This is a genomic window from Hirschia baltica ATCC 49814, assembly GCF_000023785.1.
GTDB lineage: Bacteria > Pseudomonadota > Alphaproteobacteria > Caulobacterales > Hyphomonadaceae > Hirschia > Hirschia baltica.
Window position 1 is genome coordinate 626,729 of the sequence record NC_012982.1, and the last position, 19,185, is coordinate 645,913.

Annotated in this window: 20 protein-coding genes; 6 read left to right on the forward strand and 14 right to left on the reverse strand. The window is 45.7% G+C overall.

Annotated features, from left to right (window positions below; genetic code table 11):
* The first annotated feature begins 203 nt into the window (after positions 1-203).
* The gene (locus tag HBAL_RS02960) at positions 204-2,234 is read left to right on the forward strand and encodes a methyl-accepting chemotaxis protein (protein WP_015826443.1); all 2,031 of its coding nucleotides are present in this window, start codon (positions 204-206) and stop codon (positions 2,232-2,234) included.
* Between the two features lie 59 nt (positions 2,235-2,293).
* On the opposite strand, the gene rimO is transcribed toward HBAL_RS02960, so the two are convergent.
* The 5 genes from rimO to HBAL_RS02985 all read right to left on the reverse strand — a co-directional run bounded on the left by rimO (position 2,294) and on the right by HBAL_RS02985 (position 6,047).
* A complete protein-coding gene (rimO, locus tag HBAL_RS02965) occupies positions 2,294-3,646 on the reverse strand; it encodes a 30S ribosomal protein S12 methylthiotransferase RimO (RefSeq protein ID WP_015826444.1) in 1,353 nt (450 codons plus the stop codon).
* Positions 3,647-3,841: 195 nt separating this feature from the next.
* Positions 3,842-4,249 (reverse strand): hypothetical protein, encoded by a 408-nt coding sequence (locus HBAL_RS02970; RefSeq protein WP_015826445.1) that lies wholly within the window; start codon positions 4,247-4,249, stop codon positions 3,842-3,844.
* Positions 4,250-4,505: 256 nt separating this feature from the next.
* Positions 4,506-4,841 carry a Grx4 family monothiol glutaredoxin gene (gene grxD / locus HBAL_RS02975; protein ID WP_015826446.1) on the reverse strand — a complete coding sequence of 112 codons (336 nt, stop codon included), beginning with the start codon at positions 4,839-4,841 and terminating at the stop codon, positions 4,506-4,508.
* Between the two features lie 50 nt (positions 4,842-4,891).
* Positions 4,892-5,776 (reverse strand): aldo/keto reductase, encoded by an 885-nt coding sequence (locus HBAL_RS02980; RefSeq protein WP_015826447.1) that lies wholly within the window; start codon positions 5,774-5,776, stop codon positions 4,892-4,894.
* Between the two features lie 28 nt (positions 5,777-5,804).
* Positions 5,805-6,047, reverse strand: coding sequence for a BolA/IbaG family iron-sulfur metabolism protein (locus tag HBAL_RS02985; RefSeq protein WP_015826448.1), 243 nt, complete (start codon positions 6,045-6,047; stop codon positions 5,805-5,807).
* Positions 6,048-6,266: 219 nt separating this feature from the next.
* Here HBAL_RS02985 and HBAL_RS02990 point away from each other — a divergent pair, with 219 nt between their 5' ends.
* Positions 6,267-6,557 carry a putative quinol monooxygenase gene (locus tag HBAL_RS02990; RefSeq protein ID WP_015826449.1) on the forward strand — a complete coding sequence of 97 codons (291 nt, stop codon included), beginning with the start codon at positions 6,267-6,269 and terminating at the stop codon, positions 6,555-6,557.
* A 94-nt stretch (positions 6,558-6,651) separates the two neighbouring features.
* Here the strand turns inward: HBAL_RS02990 and HBAL_RS02995 are convergent, their stop codons facing one another.
* Positions 6,652-8,505, reverse strand: a complete 1,854-nt coding sequence (locus tag HBAL_RS02995; protein WP_015826450.1) for a M2 family metallopeptidase — start codon at positions 8,503-8,505, stop codon at positions 6,652-6,654.
* Between the two features lie 322 nt (positions 8,506-8,827).
* Between HBAL_RS02995 and HBAL_RS03000 the strand changes: the two genes are divergently transcribed.
* Positions 8,828-9,352, forward strand: coding sequence for a DUF1993 domain-containing protein (locus tag HBAL_RS03000; protein ID WP_015826451.1), 525 nt, complete (start codon positions 8,828-8,830; stop codon positions 9,350-9,352).
* Positions 9,353-9,404: 52 nt separating this feature from the next.
* Here the strand turns inward: HBAL_RS03000 and HBAL_RS03005 are convergent, their stop codons facing one another.
* Both HBAL_RS03005 and purL read right to left on the reverse strand, forming a co-directional pair.
* Complete coding sequence (locus tag HBAL_RS03005; RefSeq protein ID WP_041301859.1) at positions 9,405-10,478, reverse strand: alpha/beta hydrolase; 1,074 nt, start codon at positions 10,476-10,478, stop codon at positions 9,405-9,407.
* A gap of 84 nt (positions 10,479-10,562) precedes the next feature.
* Positions 10,563-12,833, reverse strand: coding sequence for a phosphoribosylformylglycinamidine synthase subunit PurL (gene purL, locus HBAL_RS03010; protein ID WP_015826453.1), 2,271 nt, complete (start codon positions 12,831-12,833; stop codon positions 10,563-10,565).
* 158 nt (positions 12,834-12,991) lie between these two features.
* Here purL and HBAL_RS03015 point away from each other — a divergent pair, with 158 nt between their 5' ends.
* A complete protein-coding gene (locus HBAL_RS03015; protein ID WP_015826454.1) occupies positions 12,992-13,381 on the forward strand; it encodes a BRCT domain-containing protein in 390 nt (129 codons plus the stop codon).
* A 21-nt stretch (positions 13,382-13,402) separates the two neighbouring features.
* Here HBAL_RS03015 and HBAL_RS03020 read toward each other — a convergent pair whose 3' ends face one another.
* Genes HBAL_RS03020 through purC form a run of 4 tightly spaced genes read right to left on the reverse strand, consistent with a single transcriptional unit; the run spans position 13,403 to position 15,799 of the window.
* Positions 13,403-14,011, reverse strand: coding sequence for a hypothetical protein (locus HBAL_RS03020; protein WP_015826455.1), 609 nt, complete (start codon positions 14,009-14,011; stop codon positions 13,403-13,405).
* 48 nt (positions 14,012-14,059) lie between these two features.
* Entirely contained in the window at positions 14,060-14,734 is a 675-nt protein-coding gene (gene purQ / locus HBAL_RS03025) for a phosphoribosylformylglycinamidine synthase subunit PurQ (protein WP_015826456.1), read from the reverse strand.
* Positions 14,735-14,779: 45 nt separating this feature from the next.
* On the reverse strand, positions 14,780-15,022 hold the full coding sequence (purS, locus tag HBAL_RS03030; protein WP_015826457.1) for a phosphoribosylformylglycinamidine synthase subunit PurS: 243 nt from the start codon (positions 15,020-15,022) through the stop codon (positions 14,780-14,782).
* Positions 15,023-15,799 (reverse strand): phosphoribosylaminoimidazolesuccinocarboxamide synthase, encoded by a 777-nt coding sequence (gene purC / locus HBAL_RS03035; RefSeq protein ID WP_015826458.1) that lies wholly within the window; start codon positions 15,797-15,799, stop codon positions 15,023-15,025.
* A gap of 278 nt (positions 15,800-16,077) precedes the next feature.
* Between purC and HBAL_RS03040 the strand changes: the two genes are divergently transcribed.
* Both HBAL_RS03040 and HBAL_RS03045 read left to right on the forward strand, forming a co-directional pair.
* Positions 16,078-16,407 carry a DUF1476 domain-containing protein gene (locus HBAL_RS03040; protein ID WP_015826459.1) on the forward strand — a complete coding sequence of 110 codons (330 nt, stop codon included), beginning with the start codon at positions 16,078-16,080 and terminating at the stop codon, positions 16,405-16,407.
* Between the two features lie 245 nt (positions 16,408-16,652).
* A complete protein-coding gene (locus HBAL_RS03045; protein ID WP_015826460.1) occupies positions 16,653-16,961 on the forward strand; it encodes a DUF1476 domain-containing protein in 309 nt (102 codons plus the stop codon).
* A 30-nt stretch (positions 16,962-16,991) separates the two neighbouring features.
* On the opposite strand, the gene HBAL_RS03050 is transcribed toward HBAL_RS03045, so the two are convergent.
* Positions 16,992-17,474 (reverse strand): TlpA family protein disulfide reductase, encoded by a 483-nt coding sequence (locus tag HBAL_RS03050; RefSeq protein WP_015826461.1) that lies wholly within the window; start codon positions 17,472-17,474, stop codon positions 16,992-16,994.
* A 136-nt stretch (positions 17,475-17,610) separates the two neighbouring features.
* Positions 17,611-18,918: an adenylosuccinate lyase gene (purB, locus tag HBAL_RS03055; protein WP_015826462.1), complete on the reverse strand. Its 1,308-nt coding sequence runs from the start codon at positions 18,916-18,918 to the stop codon at positions 17,611-17,613.
* Positions 18,919-19,185: the final 267 nt, after the last annotated feature.

The following is a 19,185-nucleotide window of genomic DNA, read 5'->3' on the forward strand; positions in this document are numbered from 1 at the left end:
TTTGAGCTTGCAAAGCTATGATGCTTGCAACAGGCGCGAAATAAGGCCCTTTGCTTGGTATAACCCTGTTAACCAACCATTTTGATGGTAATTTAGCTGTGAAATTCATTTTCAAATTATTGCGACACAAAACCTTAGCTTAGGTGTTTCGTTAATACTCTTAAGGAATACTGCACGCTGAAGAAGGATGAGGTCATATTCATATGAAGATTAATACGCGCTTGATCGCTGTCGCATTGGTTCCGTTAATAGGACTATTGTGTTTTGGCGGCTTTTTTGTATTTCAAGGTTATTTGAAACAGCAATCAGCTCAACATGCGATTGAGCGTATTGATCATGCGCCCCAACTCACGGAGCTGACACACGCGTTACAAAAAGAACGTGGCTTGTCCGCCGGATACATTTCTTCTAAAGGCAACACATTTGTTCGCGAGCTTAAACAGCAACGCGCAGACACAGACTTGAAAGTCTTGCAATTTACTGATGTTGCAAACGAATTAAAACAAGATGCTGATCTTGTTGCAGATGTCTCAAAGCTAGAGGCAGATCTCAAGCAATTGCCGGCTATGAGGGGGAAGGTGTCTAGCCTGAATACTGATGTTGAAACTATGGCAGAATATTATACGTCGACGATCCACGATAGCATCATCACGACATATGAGTTGGCATCCCATTTAGACGATAGGCATATTGTATTATTAAACTCAGTCTTTTCATCCATTATGATGGCAAAAGAGCATGCTGGTATTGAGCGGGCATTGGGGGCAACGGGTATTAGCGCCGGTAAATTTCCTGGTGATGTTTATCAAAGATTTTTGGAAGAATCAGCCCTACAAAAAGCTTATTTTGAGTATGCTCTCATGTTTGCGACACCAGAAGAGCGTGATTTCATTCATGAAACCAACGACAATCCCATCAATGCTAGGGTGAACCAATATCGAGAACGCTTGCAACAGGCAGAGGTGTCCGGTGAGGGTATTGTAGGACTAACGAGTACGGAATGGTTTGCAGCGGCTACTCAACGAATAGAATTGCTGAGAAGTATAGAAAACCGTATGGAAAATGACCTTCATAACGCTGCCGTTCAATCTATGGTCAACGCGAATAACGCTGTTTTCTCATCTCTGTTTTTTCTTGTTGCTGTAATGGTGTTGTGTGGCATTTCGGTATGGCGGTTGAGTGTTGGATTGACGCGGCCAATGAAAACTTTGGTAAATGCGCTGAATGTACTGACCAATGGCGATAACTCTCAAGATGTTGAAGGTAAATCCCGCACTGATGAAATTGGAGAGATTGCGCGTGCGGTTGAGATATTTCGCCAAATGGACATTGAACGTCAGGCGGCTCAGGCAAACAAAGTGTTGCAAGAGAAAGAGGAAAAAGCACGCGCGGATAGAATCTCTGCTTGTGTTGATGAGTTCAAGACCCGTTCGAACAATGCTATCGCCAGTGTCGGTGCTACTTCAGAAAGCTTGAATGAAGTATCTGAGTCACTGAACCGCGCTGTGGAAGAAGCGCGCACAGGAGCGATTGTTGCAAGGTCTTCATCTGCTGAAGCGAGTGGTGCGGTGCAGGCTGTTGCGGCTGCGGTAGAAGAATTGTCAGCATCTATTCATGATATAAATGCAAGAATTGCCTCGTCCCGTGAAGCAACCGAAAATGCAGCTAGTGCGGCAAGCCAAGCGACGGCAAGGGTGCAGACATTGGAGCGTTCGGCAGATGCCATTAATAGCGTGATTACAACAATCGCCGAGATTGCTTCGCAAACGAACCTATTGGCGCTTAACGCAACGATTGAAGCAGAAAGAGCAGGGGAATCTGGGCGCGGGTTTGCTGTTGTCGCGCAGGAAGTTAAAAATCTAGCCAACCAGACAGCAAGGGCGACGGATCAGATTTCTAGTCAGATTGCAAGTATTCAATCAGAAACGCTTGCAGCGGTGCAAGGAATTAATGGAATTACTCAGCAATTTGAGGAACTTTCAGAGGCTTCTCAAGCTATTGCTGTTGTTATGGATCAGCAAACATCTGCGACGATGTCTATCAGTGAAAGCGTACAATCTGCGGCTCAAGGGTCGAGTGTTGCTTCCGAAGGCGTCGAGAATCTTGCGCGTTCAACTGAAATGACATCAGGCGATGCTGTCGCGGTCAAAGGTGCGTCTGAACAAGTTGGTCTTATGTCCAGAGAGCTGGAAATCGTGATCGACAAGTTTTTGAAGGATGTGAATGCAGCCTAAGTTACGCGAATAAAAGGAAGCGATTTGTAATGGCTCCCTTTGTATTTTTTCGACGAAATTTAGTTTGAATTTGATCCCGGCACTTTCGCCCAAAGATCATAGCAATTGGCATCCGTGATCTCTGCTTTGACAATGTCACCGACTTCTAGGTCAGGATAATTCTCTAAGTGAACGAGGCCGTCTATTTCTGGTGCATCCGCTTTTGTGCGTCCAACAGCAGCTTCACCATTGGAATCGTCGATAATGATATCTAGGACTCGCCCGATTTGAGCTTCTGAGCGTTCATGAGAGATATCTTGCTGCAATTGCATGAAGCGGTGCCAGCGTTCTTCTTTGACTTCTTCTGGGACGTGGTTTGGCAAATCATGTGAGACTGCACCTTTAACGTCTTCATATTTAAAGCAGCCGGCACGGTCGATTTTGGCTTCACGCATGAAGTCCATCAGCATTTCAAAATCTTCATCCGTTTCACCCGGAAAACCAACAATGAAAGTCGAGCGGATAGCGATATCTGGGACATCAATGCGCCATTGCTTGATACGCTCTAGCACTTTGTCTTGTTTGGCTGGACGTTTCATATTGCGCAACACATTTGGAGAAGCGTGTTGGAATGGGATATCCAGATATGGCAGGATTTTCCCTTCCGCCATTAAAGGAATGACTTTGTCTACGTGTGGATATGGGTAGACATAGTGTAGACGTGTCCACATGCCCATATCGCCAAGTCCTTGACACAAATCAAGGAAGCGCGTTTCGTATTCTTTGTCTTTCCAAGTGCGCGGCTCGTATTTTATGTCCATGCCGTAAGCGGATGTATCTTGAGAGATCACCAATAGCTCATTGACACCAGCTTTTTGCAATTGTTCTGCTTCACGAAGCACCTGATCAATCGGGCGCGATGCGAGATCGCCGCGAAGTGATGGAATAATACAAAAGCTACAGCGGTTTGAGCACCCTTCAGAAATTTTCAAATAGGCGTAATGGCGAGGTGTCAAACGGATGCCGCTTTCCGGCACTAGGCTTTGGAAAGCATTAGGAGGTTGAGGGCAGTGTTTATGGACGGCATCCATAACTTGCTCATATTGTGCAGGCCCAGTCACAGCGAGCACATTTGAATATTGGGCTTCAATGACTTCAGGTTCTGCGCCTAGACACCCCGTTACGATAACGCGACCGTTTTCCTCTAAGGCCTCACCAATGGCTTCTAGACTTTCATCACGCGCTGAATCGAGAAACGCACATGTGTTGACCAAGACAAGGTTGGCACCTTTGTACTCGCCAGAAATTTCGTAACCTTCAGCGCGAAGACGGGTGATAATGCGTTCAGAGTCCACGAGTGCTTTAGGGCAACCCAGAGAAACAATTCCGATTTTTGGAGCAACGCCGCGTATAGGTGCTTGTTCGGTGTTCATCTAAGTCGGTCCTTATAAGGTGTGTCGTTCGTGCGTATGTCAGCAGGTAATAAGTCTACGCGAAGGATACAACCGTGCGTAAGAGAGGGCCTTCATTAGTTGAAAACCCTATACAAGAGCAAGTGCTATCCTCAAAAGTTGAATTGAGAAAGCGCCAAGTGTGATAAAATTGTGTAGGTCAGGTGCGGGTATCGGCTATTTTAGGGGGTCTTCAGCGAAGGGTGTGTCAACACTGACTTCGTCTTGTTGAAGGTCTTGGTCTTGGATAGGGGCGTGCTCGCGTAGGCCCTCGCCTTCAACAAAAGCCAGACCTGCCACAATGCCGTCTCTCCAAATAACGTCACATTGACGACGTTTGCCTGCATATTGGATGCGAATTCTTTCTGGAAAGTTTTTTGCGCCCTGACAAGAAATGCGAAGTCCAGTTTCACTCACATCGTTTATGATGCAGGGCTCGCTTCCGCCACTTGGGTAATACACACGTGAATCGCGATACATGATTTCGCGGTCACCTGCGCGTAAGTCAGCCGGTTCTTCCTCAGTGATTTCTTCAATCACTTCGTTTTTCTTAGATTTGAATTTTAGAATATCCCAGATACTCATAAACTTAGAAACCGTTTCCCAAAGCGTTTAAGGTGAATTAGTGTTTTAACGTAACAGGAAAATACTTGAAAAGCAGCTAACAAAAAGTAACCACGCGCTTAAATTTATGAGTTATTTAAGTATGTAGTGAGTTTTTATCTGCTTATATTAACTGTGAAATAGCAGTATTATCTTTGGTTTACTGTGAGTTGTTGAGTGTTGAGGTGCGGTGACGAACTTTATACAATATTCGTCACCATATGTGCATGAAGAAATATTATTGTTCAGCGTTCGCTGTTGCGATGCCTTTTTCTTCAAGATATTCGCGCAATTCACCTTGTTCGAACATATCTTTGATGATGTCACATCCGCCGACAAATTCACCTTTGACATAAAGCTGAGGAATTGTCGGCCAGTTTGAGAAGTCTTTAATTCCCTGACGAACTTCCTGATCTTCCAATACATTGATAGAATTATACTCAACACCAAGATAGTTCAGTATTTGTGCAACTGTCGAAGAAAAACCACATTGCGGAAAAACAGGTGTGCCTTTCATGAAGAGCATGACGTCATTTGAAGTCACGGCTTTTTGTATCGTTTCTTGAGCAGTCATGGATTTCAGTGTCCTAGTATTTTAAAAGGTTTGTTATCTCAGAGCTAAGTCTATCTAGAAGGAATTTCAAGCTTATCTGAGCAAGATGCTGCATTTGAGTGTAAATGTTCAATACGTGACGTTGTAGATAGGATTATATCAGCCAACCCTGAATGTTTCACCCAGTTTAAACATTCATGTGCTGTCATTTGTTGTTTTTGAAAACCCTTACCATGAAGAACAGCGCGGGCCGAATACCACATGTCTGATGGGTTTAGGGATAAACGTATTCCTTGGGCGGCAGGAGCAAGGGCTTCGATACCAATCACTCCTAGATTTTGGATTTGTGCTTTTTCAAGTCGTTCAAGATCTTGAAATGGCAAATTTCTATGAATGGGGGCCATAATGAGATCGAATGAATTTGATGAGATGGCTTTGTCCAATTCGTGGCCTCGACCAGCAATCCCTAGATATTTGAATAGACCATCTTGTTTGAGTTTTTGTAGTTCTGCAAGTAGCTGCGGTGTGAGGTCATTTTCACTGGGACCATGCAGAAAGAAAGCATCAATATGGGGAAGGCGTGATTTGCTGTCTGACAATTGAGCGCGGAGTCCCTTGATACTAAAATCCTTCCACATTTTTCGTCCAACTCTATGGGTGCCAGCCTTTGTAATAATGAATGGGGGAGGCAAATGCTCTGTGTCGTTAGATTTTTCTAAAGCTATTTTTAGACGCTGTTCAGCGACACCATCACCATAAAATGGTGCAGTATCAAAAACGGTAATTCCCAAGCGACGTGCTGTTCGGGTTAAATTGTTGACTTGAGCTTGGCTCACAAGAGGTGAGGCTAACACACCAGACACGCCAAAGCCCAAAATAGGAAGCACGGCACCCGTGGCCCCTAATGCACGCATTGGAAGCTGGGGAGGGTGAGATGACGATAAATGTTTCCCCATATTCAGAGGCCTATCTAAATGGGATTATTTACTTGGGAGCCCGTGTTTTGAGTGCGAGAGCGTGCAATTGCCCATCAGCGCCATCCATAGCACCTTTTAGCGAAGCATATACCATCTGGTGCTGTGCGACCCGTGTTTTTCCTTTAAATTGCTCTGAAACGATTTCTGCCTGCCAGTGATTATTGTCACCTGCAAGATCGGTTAGGATGATTTCGGCATCAGGAAAGCCATCACGTAGGTGGGAAAGAAGGTCATCATGAGACATTGCCATTGCTGAGGCTTTCTGAATTTAGGAATATACGTCTGAACACAAATTATGCCCTATATCTAGGGGGAGGCTATATGTAGATGCAAGTAGCGAAGCTACATATTTGATAGTTTATATCAAGTTCGAGCATTAGATATTTTGAGAGCTCACGCCACGGCACGGCTTGTGACTGTTATGAATACGCATACAGTTTGACCTTTGGATATAATATGGAGGTCAGCCATGATCGGCGTTACAGCTAAACTAGAAATTCAAGATGGAAAACAAGAAGAATTTGAAGCCATAGCCAAAGAGCTAGTCGCAAAAGTAAATGCGAATGAAGAAGGCTGTCTAATGTATCAATTATTTAAAACGCAAAATTCAAAAACCAGTTATGTGTTTATGGAACAGTATAATTCTATAGACGCTATTATTACGCATGGGAAAACGGAATATTTCCAAGCGGCTCAACAAAAATTGGGTGGATGCCTCGCAGGTGCTCCAGTTATAGAGATGCATGATTTGATTGGATGATGCTTTGTGTCTTAGACCAAGACAGCTCTCAATAAATATCTAATCTATGTAAAAACAGGAGCCGATATTCTCGGCTCCTGTTTTTGGTTTTATATTATTTCCAACCGCAAGCGCGGCCTTCGTTTTCTTCTTTCAGATATGTCATCAATGGATCGAAATATTCGATGATGGCAGAACCATCCATTTCGCGTGTGCCGGTGAAGGCTTCAAGCGCATCTGGCCAAGGTTTGGATGCACCCATTTCCATCATTGCATTGAATTTTTCACCCACTTCTTTGTTGTTATAGATTGAACAACGGTGAAGCGGGCCTTCCCATCCAGACATTTCACAAGCAGCTTTGTGGAATTGGAACTGCATCACAAATGAGAGGAAATAACGCAAATATGGCGTGTTGCCTGGAATGTGGTATTTCGCACCAGGATCGAATGCGTCAGATGCACGCTCTACTGGCGGGGTTATGCCTTGGTATTGCTGGCGCAATTTTACCCATGAATCATTGTATTCTTCTGGTGTTGTCTCGCCCCGGAAAACTTCCCAGCGCCATTTATCAACCATCAATCCGAAGGGCAGGAATGCGATTTTATCTAGCGCTTGGTTCATCAACAAACCGGTGTCGGCTGAAGCGTCGGGAATTTCACTCTCTTCAATCAGGCCGATATCTTTTAGATAAGACGGCGTGATGGAAAGTGCGAGGAAATCACCAATTGCTTCATGGAAACCGTCGTGCGCACCTCCTTGGTGAAGGGTTGATTGGTTTTTATAGGCACGTTGGTAATAATTGTGGCCTAGCTCGTGGTGCACAGTTTGGAAATCTTCAGCATTCACCTGTGTACACATTTTTATGCGGATATCGTCTTTGCTATCAAGATCCCATGCTGAAGCATGACACACAACTTCGCGATCGCGTGGGCGAGTGATTTGTGAGCGTTCCCAGAAAGTTTCTGGAAGTTCTTCTAGGCCAAGGGATGTGAAGAAGTTTTCGGCAGTTTCGACCATTTTTAATGGCGTGTAGCCTTTTTCTTCTAGTTTTGTTGTCACATCGTAGGAAGGACCAGATGTTTCAGGACCAACGATATCATAAATGTTTGACCATTGCTGTGCCCACATATTCCCAAGCAGGTCTGCACGGATGAAACCGTCTGCTGGTTGAACGTCATCACCGTATTTTTCATTCAGATCAGCTCGAACTTTACAGTGGAGTTGGTCATAAAGTGGCTCAACTTGCGTCCAGAGGCGCTCAACTTCTTTTTCCATATCGGCGGAAGGCATATCATAATTTGCCAGCCACATGTCAGCTGTGTCGCTGAAGCCAAGTTCACGCGCACCCTCATTGGCAATTTCTACCATGCGTGCATATTCACTTTTCATGGGTTTAGAAATTTCGCGCCATCCGGCCCATACAGTTGCGAGTTCTTCTGGGTCGCGACTTTCAGCGATGATGTTTGAAAGCTGTGTTAGGTTTAGTTTTTCACCATTATGTTCAAAAGTGCCTGTAGAGTATGTACTTTCGAGATTTGTTGTAATGTTGGCAAGCTCATCAGCGACACCATCGGTTGAAGGTGCTGGGATCGTGATGCCAGCTTTCAAGATGGACATTTTGCGCGCTAGCTCGTCAGGTAAATCCAGATCCTCGTATTTCTTTGTGCCGTTCGCGAGGCGCACTGCCATTTGAGTGTATTTTGCGCCAACTTTGGAAACGAGCCAATTGGTATCGAAATTGATGTTAGTGGCTTGTAGCCAGTAAACGCGGGCAGCATATTCACCCATTTCAGTAAGCTCTGCTTCTGCGGCTGTGATAAATGTTTCTGCATCTTCGACAGTTAAAACAGGCGCTGCCACACTTGCTGCTGGTGCTTCGGCAACCGCTTCTGTTTTTTGCCAAGGCATTTGCGAAGACGCGCAAGCTGCGACTAATAATGCTGCACTTCCAAGAAGAATTTTTTTCATGTGATTTTCCCCGATCAAACCATTAACAGGCGATTTCTAAAGGTAAGAGAGACTTTTGGTGCGGATGGGTCAAGAGTTTGATTTTGAATTAGTCGTTTTGGCCCAAAGTTGCGCACAATTGTATAATATGGGCAGTAAATTTGTCAATTTAGGGTAACGCGCAGATTTTTTTGCTCTCAGTATTGGCTGCTTGAAAATCAAATCATATAAAAATAAATCGCTTATATCTCTTGAAACCTCATCTTTGAATAGTAACTATAGAAAATGAAGTTTGTCCTGTGCGCAATGTACATAATCGGGCAAATGCAAGAGGGAACGAAAAATGAGTTTAACGATTTCACAGGTGCTGAAAACAACAACAGCACAGACATTAGGTGCACTAAAAGGTGTGTTGGCCAAAGGTCAGGCCCATGCTGAAGCTATTGGTGTTGAAGAGAGTGTTTTTCTGAATGCGCGTCTAGCTCCCGATATGTTCCCGCTTGTACGTCAGGTGCAGATAGCAACTGATATGTCAGCACGTGGAGCATCACGTTTGGCAGGTCGTGATATGCCGAGCTTTCCTGACACTGAAACAACTTTTGCAGAGTTGATCGAACGTTGTGACAATGCGATTGCGCATATTTTGGGGACATCTGATGATGCGATAAATGCCAATGCAGATACGGTTTTGGAAATTCCTGCAGGAAAGGACCAAACTATGCCGATGACGGGAACAGCATATACATTGTCGTTTATCGTCACGAATTTGAATTTTCATGCGACAACCGCCTATGGATTGCTACGCAGCCAAGGTGTAGCGATTGGAAAGCGTGACTATCTCATGCCGCCAGGTGCTGAGGCGTTATAGACGCAGGATTTATTATCAGAAGAAGCGGTGTCTGAGATCTCAGATGCCGCTTTTATGTTGTGAATGCACGTTTTAATGCATCACGCTTGGCACTGTTAAAGGTTTGTCCCAATCGCGTGTTTGCTGCGATATTATCAAAGGCATGAAAGCCGCCCGGAGATACATATAATTCTGTTTCAACACCGGCTTTGATAAGTGCTTTTGCATAAGCGATGTTTTCTTCTGCAAATAAATCAACTGATCCTGTGCCGATAAAGGTTGGTGGCAGTCCTTTGAGGTCTGTTCTTCTGGCTGGTACACCTGCAATTGGTACGTTTTTTCCGCCAGCTGGTACGCCTAGAAAAGACGTCCATCCAAAATTGTTTTCAGCTTCTGACCAAACAATTCCGCCGCGCCCAAGATTCGGGCTGTAATTTGTACCAGTGCGGTCATCTAACATTGGATAAATCAAGCATTGGAAGCATAAAGGCACTTCACCGCGATCACGCGCTGCGAGCGCGAGTAGGGCTGAATGCCCGCCGCCAGCACTACCGCCCATAACAGCTATACGATTGCGATCAATGCCAAGTTGATCAGCGTTTTTAAAGGTCCATAATAACGCCGAATAATTATCGTTCACAGACCCTTCAAATGTAGTTTCAGGTGCTAGGCGATATTCAGGTGCAATGACTACGCAGCCGAAGTCTTTCACTAGGGAATTGAAACGCTTTATCAAGCCTTTGGAGTGGCCTGAAACATACCCACCCCCATGCATATAAATGATGGCTGGTTTAGGGCCTTGTGTATCATCATAAACTATATGGATTGGGACATCGGGGCCATTTGCAACACCGGGAATTAGTTTAACATCATATCCGGGGGATTGACTGGGCTGTATTGTCTCAAGCCAGCTCATATCGCCGCGTTTTTCCATTAAGGTTGCAGCAGAAACACGACTACGCTCACCGCTTTCGTATTTATCAAGAAAACTCTTCGCGATTGGGCGTAGTTCTGGATCAATGCTGGCCAGTAAGGTGGATGCAGATTGAGGCGGCGCTAATGATGGATTTGAAATGCAGCCGCTAAGAGTTGATCCTGCTAGGCCCAATGCTCCTGCGGATAGTAAGTCGCGTCTATTCAATGCCATGTCTATATCTTCCCCAATTTGTGTCACCGGTGTCATTGGGTAGGATGGCTGACTTTGCCAAACAAGGGAAGACCAGAATTTACCTTAGTTTAGACTAGCCATATATTCCGGCATCCAGCCCTCATGAGCTGCGCGTAGATCTGCAAGAGATACGGATTGATCGCCAAGCTGTACGCTATCTCCGCCAAATTGGCCGATAGGCGTTAGGGGGATGTTGGCATCTAGTGCTTTGGCCATAACATCAGGCACATTGCCTGGTGAAATTGCCAATAAATAGCGTCCCTGATCTTCACCAAAATAATGCGCTAAAAGATCAATATCTTCTTCCAGCATGGCATTATTAAGGGCGACACCTACACCGCAGCCAAGCCCCATTTCAGCGGCAGCACATGCAAGGCCGCCATCAGAAATATCATGACATGCAGTTACGAGGCGGGCTTTGATAAGTGTACGTACAAATTCACCGCGACGCTTTTCTGTTGCTAGATCAACAGGTGGTGGCGGGCCTTCTTCGCGGCCTATTATTTCACGTAAATACAGGCTGGCATTAAGGTGTGTGCCAACATCACCAATCATCATCAACACATCGCCTAGGCGTGCTTTAGTCGCTGTTGTGGTTTGTCCAATGTTTTTGACAAGACCAATACCGCCGCAAACAGGCGTTGGTGGAATGGCGACGCCGTCTGTCTGGTTGTTCAGGGATACATTTCCAGAGACGACAGGGAAATCTAACTCTTTACAGGCTGCAGCCATGCCTTCGATTGCTTTGACGATATAGCCCATTGTATCTGGTTTATTCGGGCTACCAAAGTTTAGATTGTTTGTGATGGCAATTGGTTCTGCACCGACAGAAGATAGGTTTCTATAGGCTTCAGCGACGGCTTGCTTACCGCCTTCAAATGGATCTGCTGCCACATATTGAGGGTTACAGTCTGAACAGATGGCAAGGGCTTTATCCGTGCCGTGCACGCGCACAAGAGCTGCATCTCCACCAGATTCAGAGGAATCAACAGTGTCGCCCATGACATGACGATCATATTGTTCCCAGATCCAGCGTTTGGATGCCATGTTTGGCAAAGCAAGCATGGCCTTTAATGTATCTGCGTAGCTTGCAGGTGTAGGGATATCTGCCCGTGGAACTGGTGTTGCCGCTTGTGGTTCATTCCAAGGAAGATCGTATTTAGGAGCATCTTCTGCCAATGGTGGCACGGGGATATCACAAACAACTTCACCAAATTGAGTGAGGACAAAGCGGCCTGTATCTGTTGTTTTTCCGATGACTTCAGCGTCTAGATCCCATTTGTCAAAAATGGCTTTGGCAACATCTTCGCGGCCCGGTTTTAGAATCATCAACATGCGTTCTTGTGATTCAGAAAGCATAATCTCAAACGCGGTCATGTTTGTTTCACGCTGAGGCACTGCATCCATATCCATTTCGATACCGATGCCACCTTTATCGGCGATCTCAACAGCAGATGAAGTTAGACCTGCAGCTCCCATATCTTGAATAGATTCAATGGCATCAGTTGCCATTAATTCAAGACAGGCTTCGATAAGAAGCTTTTCAGTGAAGGGGGCACCCACTTGAACTGTTGGGCGCTTTTCTTCATCACCCTCTGCAAATTCTGCGGACGACATGGATGCGCCGCCAATTCCGTCGCGGCCAGTTTTGGCACCAACATACATAACAGAGCGGCCGGGGACCGCGCCTTTAGCGTAGAAAATCTTGTCTTGGTCAGCTAGGCCAACAGCCATCGCATTGACGAGGATATTGCCATTATAGCCTTTGTGGAATTGGGTTTCACCGGCAACAGTTGGTACACCTACACAATTTCCATAACCACCAATACCTGCAACTACACCTTCAACAAGAGAGCGTGTTTTAGGGTGTGTTGGTTCACCAAAACGAAGTGCATTTACAAGCGCAACAGGGCGCGCACCCATGGTGAAGACATCACGCAAGATACCGCCGACACCTGTGGCAGCACCTTGATAAGGTTCAATAAATGAAGGGTGGTTGTGGCTTTCCATCTTGAAGATACATGCCTGACCATCATCAATATCAACAACACCAGCATTCTCACCGGGACCTTGAATAACGCGATCACCTTTGGTTGGGAATTTGGCCAAATGCATACGGGATGATTTGTATGAGCAATGCTCCGACCACATCTCACCGATCACACCAAGTTCTACGCGATTTGGTGCACGACCTAATCGATCCAGCAGAACTTTATACTCTTCAGCATTAACACCACGATCAGCAGCATCTTGTTCATTTTGAACAGCTGTCATCGCTTCAAGGATTTTCAACTGAATGTCGCGGGCGGGGAGTTTTTGTGTGATATCGTTCATGACGCGCCATTTAGCATTAACTGGCCGAACGCGCTAGCCATTCAAGGGCGTGATTTGCAACAAAAATGACCTTGGCGTTTGGCTTTGAATACCGCTTGCTGTAGGAAACACTTTTTTGGATTGCATCAAGTCTTCCATTCGACAAAATAGGAGACCTTATGACCTATACCCCAGACCCTTGGTTGATACTTTCGAAGAAATCCGACTTAGCGGCCGATGACATTTCTCAAATGAGTTCTGAAGACGCTTGGGAAGCGATTGCACAATTGCGCGATTTGACGAATGAAAATCATGATCCTGCCGTGCGGCGTTTGCGCATGTGTTTTGTTGGTTTTAGCCCTGAACTAAAAGAAAAACTGGGTGATGAAGCTTTTGCTTTGGGGTTTCTGGTCGACAATGGATTGACGAAAAAATTGGATTTTATGGTTTGTGGACCAACGGCTCCTGCGTCGAAAATTCGAGCGGCCGAAAAGTTTGGTGTTGAGATTTTGATGGAATTTGAATTTAAAGAATTTCAAGAAACAGGTGAATTGCCGATTCGTGAATAAATAAACAAAACAAAGTGTTACTTATTCAATGAGGCGAATTTCCAACTCTCCGCCTTCTGGCATTGCCCGAATTTGTTCTGCCAGATCTGCATAAAATGAGATCATGTCTGTGAGTGCCATGGCGGCCATATTTTCGACTGTCTCTTGCCCGCCGCCCACAAATGGCATTTTGGGAAATAAGCGATGCCCAACTGGAAGGGCACCGTGTACATCTTGCCAGTCATGACATAGTCGCCAGCCCGTCATCCGAGAATATTCTTTAAGGATACGCGCAGCCCAGCCTTCAAGGTCATGTGCAACGCGGACAAACTTTCCGGTTTCCAAATCCATGCGCAAAATACCTTGATTCGAAACGAAAAAAGGATAGCCAATCGCGTCAACAGCGAAGGCATAACTTACGCCGCCTGTCTTTGGGTATAGGCGTGACCACTGCGCGATAGTGGGGTGATTTTGGCCGGGAAGATTAAGCAAACTGTCATCTGCAAACACCCAGAGCGCATTTTCTAGTGCGAAAAATCCATTGCGCTGCTTTAGAAGCTTTTGAAGCGGTTCATCTTTGATGCCTTGGGCGTGCGTATCTGGACCTAGAGCAGGTGTTGAGATGGACAATAATTCTTCTAGCGCAGTCATTGAAAACGACCTTTTAGTGCGTCTGATAAGTGAGAAATACGGCTTTATTTATGCGTTGACAGAAATTGACTGCATAAGACTTTCAAACATGGCAAGGCCATCTGTACCACCTTCATGTCCACCAATTGCGCGTTCAGGATGAGGCATCATACCAAGTACACGCCCATTTTTCGATGTGATACCAGCTATATCCCGTGCTGAACCATTGGGGTTGCCGTCATACTTAAATGGCACACGACCTTCGCCTTCTAGTGTGTCGAGTGTGTGTTCATCTGCAAAGTAATTGCCGTCATGGTGTGCAATTGGTATCGAGATTTTCTCACCAGATTTGTACTTATCTGTGTATGCAGTGTTGGCATTGTTCACAATCAGTGTCTGCTGTTTGCAAACAAAGTGTAGAGACGCGTTGCGCATGAGTGCGCCGGGCAAAAGACCAGTTTCAGTCAGAATTTGAAACCCGTTACACACACCTAAAATATACCCGCCGCGATCAGCATGGGCTTTAAGTGCGGATATGATTGGGGAGTTACCCGCCATAGCGCCACAACGAAGATGGTCCCCATATGAAAATCCACCGGGCACCATGACTATGTCTGTGCCATCAGGAATGCTTGCATCCTTGTGCCAGACCATATTGGGTTCCTGACCAGATGCTTTGCGAAGTGCTGTTTGCGCGTCACGGTCACAATTGGAACCGGGAAATACAATAACGGCAGATTTCATATCGTTGTGAGCCTTGTTTCTTCGTTGGGCTGAAAGGGCGCTAGCTTATGCCAGTTCGATTTCGTATTTTTCGATCACAGTATTGGCGAGTAATTTTTCGCACATGTCTTTGACTCTCGCTTCAGCATGAGAGGGTTCTAGACCATCTTCTAATTCGAGTTCGATGATTTTCCCAACGCGGACTTCACCCACTTCGGAAAAGCCTAGACGGGAAAGTGTATCACCAACAGTTTTGCCTTGCGGATCAAGAACACCGGGTTTCAAGCTTACGTGTACGCGCGCTTTCATCTATTTATCTCCCTTGATGGAAACGATTTCAGCGCCGCCGCTTCCGTTTTCATTCTCTTTAATAATGCCCAGACGACGCGCAACTTCAGCATAGGCTTCTGTTACACCGCCCATGTCGCGGCGGAAACGGTCTTTGTCTAGTTTTTCATTGGTTTCCATGTCCCATAGGCGACATGAATCAGGGCTGATTTCATCGGCAAGAATAGTGCGGAAAGAATCCCCTTCATAATGGCGGCCAAATTCGACTTTGAAATCGACAAGACGAATGCCGATTGCTGCAAACATGCCGGCCATGAAATCATTGACGCGTAAAGCTAAGGAGACCATGTCGTCTATTTCTTGAGCGGTTGCCCAGCCAAAAGCGCCAATATGCTCTTCAGATACAAGCGGGTCGCCCAGCTCGTCTTTTTTGTAGTAGAACTCAACAAGAGAGCGAGGCAGCTGCGTGCCTTCTTCTAAGCCAAGGCGCTTGGCGATAGAGCCAGCAGCAACATTGCGGCAGACCACTTCAAGAGGGATAACTTCAACCTGCTTGATCAATTGCTCACGCATATTAATGCGTTTGATAAAGTGTGTTGGAATACCGATGCCACCAAGGCGCGTGAACACTAACTCGGAAATGCGATTGTTAAGCACACCTTTGCCGTCAAGCACTGCACGTTTTTCAGCATTATTTGCTGTTGCGTCGTCCTTGAAATATTGAATGAGTGTACCAGGTTCTGGTCCTTCATATAGGATCTTCGCCTTACCTTCGTAGATTTTCCGGCCGCGCGCCATACGTGTTTTACTCCTGATAGGTGCCCGCGAAACGCAGGCGTTATCTTGTCACTTCTGAGAATACTGTATCCCTTATAGAAGATTTTCTATATTGGATAGCATGAGCAGAGTCGCGATCTATATCACGCATTTTCTGTTTGAAACGGAGTCTTACAATAAATTTGTATGTTTTTCGTCAAAATTCTTGCTTTTATGTCGCGTCAACCACAGCTATTGAGTAGGCTATAGAAGCAAAACTGCTATAATTAATTTGCGCTCATAATATCCGGAGATCCGCAATGACAACATTCGATAAGCGTGAAAAAGCTTTTGAAGCTAAATTCGCTCAAAGTGAGAGCCTACGATTCAAAGCGTCAGCACGTCGTAATAAATTGTTGGGACTATGGGCCGCTGACCTCATGGGTTTGGTTGGCGCTGATGCTGATGCTTACGCAAAAGAAGTGATCAAATCAGACTTTGAAGAAGTCGGTGATGATGATGTATTTCGCAAAGTGCGTGCTGATCTAGAAGCGAAAAATGTAGATCGTAGCGAACAGCAAATCAGAAAACAAATGGATGAATTGCTAAGCGTCGCGAAAGCACAGCTTATGGGTGAAGAGGAAGAATAGTCTTCCCACATAAAGGCTTTAAGTAAGCCGTTTAATTTTTAAAAGCCTCCTGATTTTCATCGGGAGGCTTTTTTCATAATAGGCGCGTGAAGTGGGTTTTATAGTTAACTGATTATGGCGCTTTTTTTTATAAAAGACTGTTTCATCCACACATGGCTTAAATTTTATTGTGTTATTCATAAACAAAGAAACTACTAAAAAAGTGGTATTTCAGAGAAAATAATAAGCCTTGGAGGGGCCACCAGATGAAGCAATTACAAGCACGAGCTCGCGCTGAAGAGGGTTCATACGTGAATAAGCAAACATCAGAGTTTCTTGTTCAGGCGCGTAGCCTGCGTCAGCTGGGTGAATGGGCTGCTAAAGAGCTTATGGGTGAAGGTGCGCCGGGTGTTGCCGTTTACGCTGAAGCATTGGTGCGTTCAGGCATTGCTGGAAACGATGCGTTTAAGAATGTTGAAGATGATTTGCGTCTTGCTGGACGTGAGGATTGTAGCGTTGAAGTGACTTCACGGTTTCAAAAAATTCTGGATGAAGCACGCCAAAACGTCGGTTAACACTAAAGTTGAGTGAAGGCTTTCAAGTGATTACTGGACCCGCTTATTAGGTGCGGGACACATGATTGAGCCAGTTTCTCTTTTTCCGATAGGCGTCGTGCGGACAATTTCTCTGGCTGCAACGATCTGCATTTCGATTGCATCTGTCGACATTGTCCGATTGATGCAATCGATTTTTTCCCCAGAATCTGCAGAGACGAGGACAGCAAGGCCGGTGAGGCCTGCATAATCAGCAAATACACCGGCGATGAAAGTGCCATTCACTTTCTTGAAGGCTTCCGACATTGTATCGCCATTGGTGAAATCCAATTCTACACGTTCAACCGAGCCATCTTTGAAGCGGTCTGCTGCCTGATCAATACGTGGGTCTAGGATTTTACAATTGGGACACCACTCAGCCGTCAGGTTTACAAGATAGACTTCTTGCGCGCTTGCGGGAGAGGTGAAGGACATCATCAGGGCTGTGGCTGCTAAGGTGAATGTGGTTAGAAGCGATGATTTGATAGTCTTCATAAACAATACCCTGAAATGCTAAATACTTTGAAGTGTTGGTCTGCGGCTGAACTATATCTATACGCACATTTTAGAATGCAGGATGAATATATGTTGAAGTGACCATCCTGATATCGTTTGTGCGTATCAATAGCTTCTATTTGCCAAAAACACGTTTGAAAACATGGTCTACGTTTTTGAAGTGGTAGCCAAGGTCAAACAGGCTTTCGATTTTTTCGTCTGATAGCTTGCTGGAAACTTCTTCATCACCTTTAAGGTAGTTCATGAAATCACCTTCTGTGCGGTTTGGGTTATCCCACACGCGCATGGCGTTGCGCTGAACGAGACGGTAAGCATCTTCGCGGGATGTGCCAGCTTCGACCAAGGCAAGGAGAACGCGCTGTGAATTGTGTAAGCCGCCAAGACGGTTGAGGTTGGCCAGCATGTTGTCAGGGTAGATAACGAGGTTTTCGATTACGCCTGCAAGACGGTGAAGCGCGAAATCAAGGTGGATTGTAGCATCTGGCCCGATACCGCGCTCAACAGATGAGTGAGAGATATCACGCTCATGCCAAAGTGCGACGTTTTCCAGTGCAGGCACAACTGATGAACGCACCAAGCGGGCAAGGCCTGTGAGGTTTTCCGTTAGCACAGGGTTGCGCTTGTGTGGCATTGCAGAAGAGCCTTTTTGCCCAGCGGAGAAAAATTCTTCCGCTTCGAGGACTTCTGTGCGTTGTAGGTGGCGAATTTCTGTGGCGATATTTTCGATTGTTGATGCAATCACACCAAGGGCTGAAAAGAATGCGGCATGACGGTCACGCGGGATAACTTGTGTTGATACGGGTTCTGCAACCATGCCGAGGCGCTCAGCGACCATTTCTTCAATGCGTGGGTCGATATTTGCGAAAGTTCCCACAGCGCCGGAAATTGCACATGTTGAGATTTCTTTTTTTGCCACTTCCAGACGTTCGCGATTGCGCTGCATTTGCGCGTGGAAGCCTGCGAGTTTTAAGCCGAATGTTGTTGGTTCTGCATGGATACCGTGGCTGCGCCCGATAGTTGGTGTCATTTTGTGCTCGATGGCGCGCTTTTCTAAAGCTGCTAGAACACGGTCTACGCCGCCCAAGAGAATGTCAGAAGCTTGTTTTAGCTGAACAGCCAAACATGTATCTAGGACGTCTGATGAAGTCATGCCTTTGTGGAGGAAACGGGCTTCTTCACCAACGTGCTCAGCGACAGAGGTTAGAAATGCGATCACATCGTGTTTAACTTCACGTTCGATTTCATCCACGCGGTCTACATCAAAGTCGCCGCGCTCACGGGCTGCGATTGCAGCTTCTTTGGGGATAATATCTAGTTCTGCCATGGCTTCAGCAGCGAGTGTCTCGATTTCTAGCCAAACACCATAACGTGCCTTTGGGGTCCAAATCGCAGTCATTTCAGGGCGGGCATAACGAGGGATCATTTTATATTTCCTTGAGGAACAGCATGTTTGAAAATCTCTGCTGTTGTAAAACAGGAGATATGACGGGGTATCAAGTCCTGTGGAGAATTATTTGTCATAAAAATTTTAAGCCACCGATACATGTATGTAATTTTGATGAAATTTTCAGAAAATTTCCGGCTTTACTGCTAAAAATGCTGGTTCAGGCTTGCATTTGGGTTAATGTGAAAAAGGCTTAGAGTCGGTTCATGGGGGCTATGTGGTTTGCGCATGCCAAGCCGGCAACGA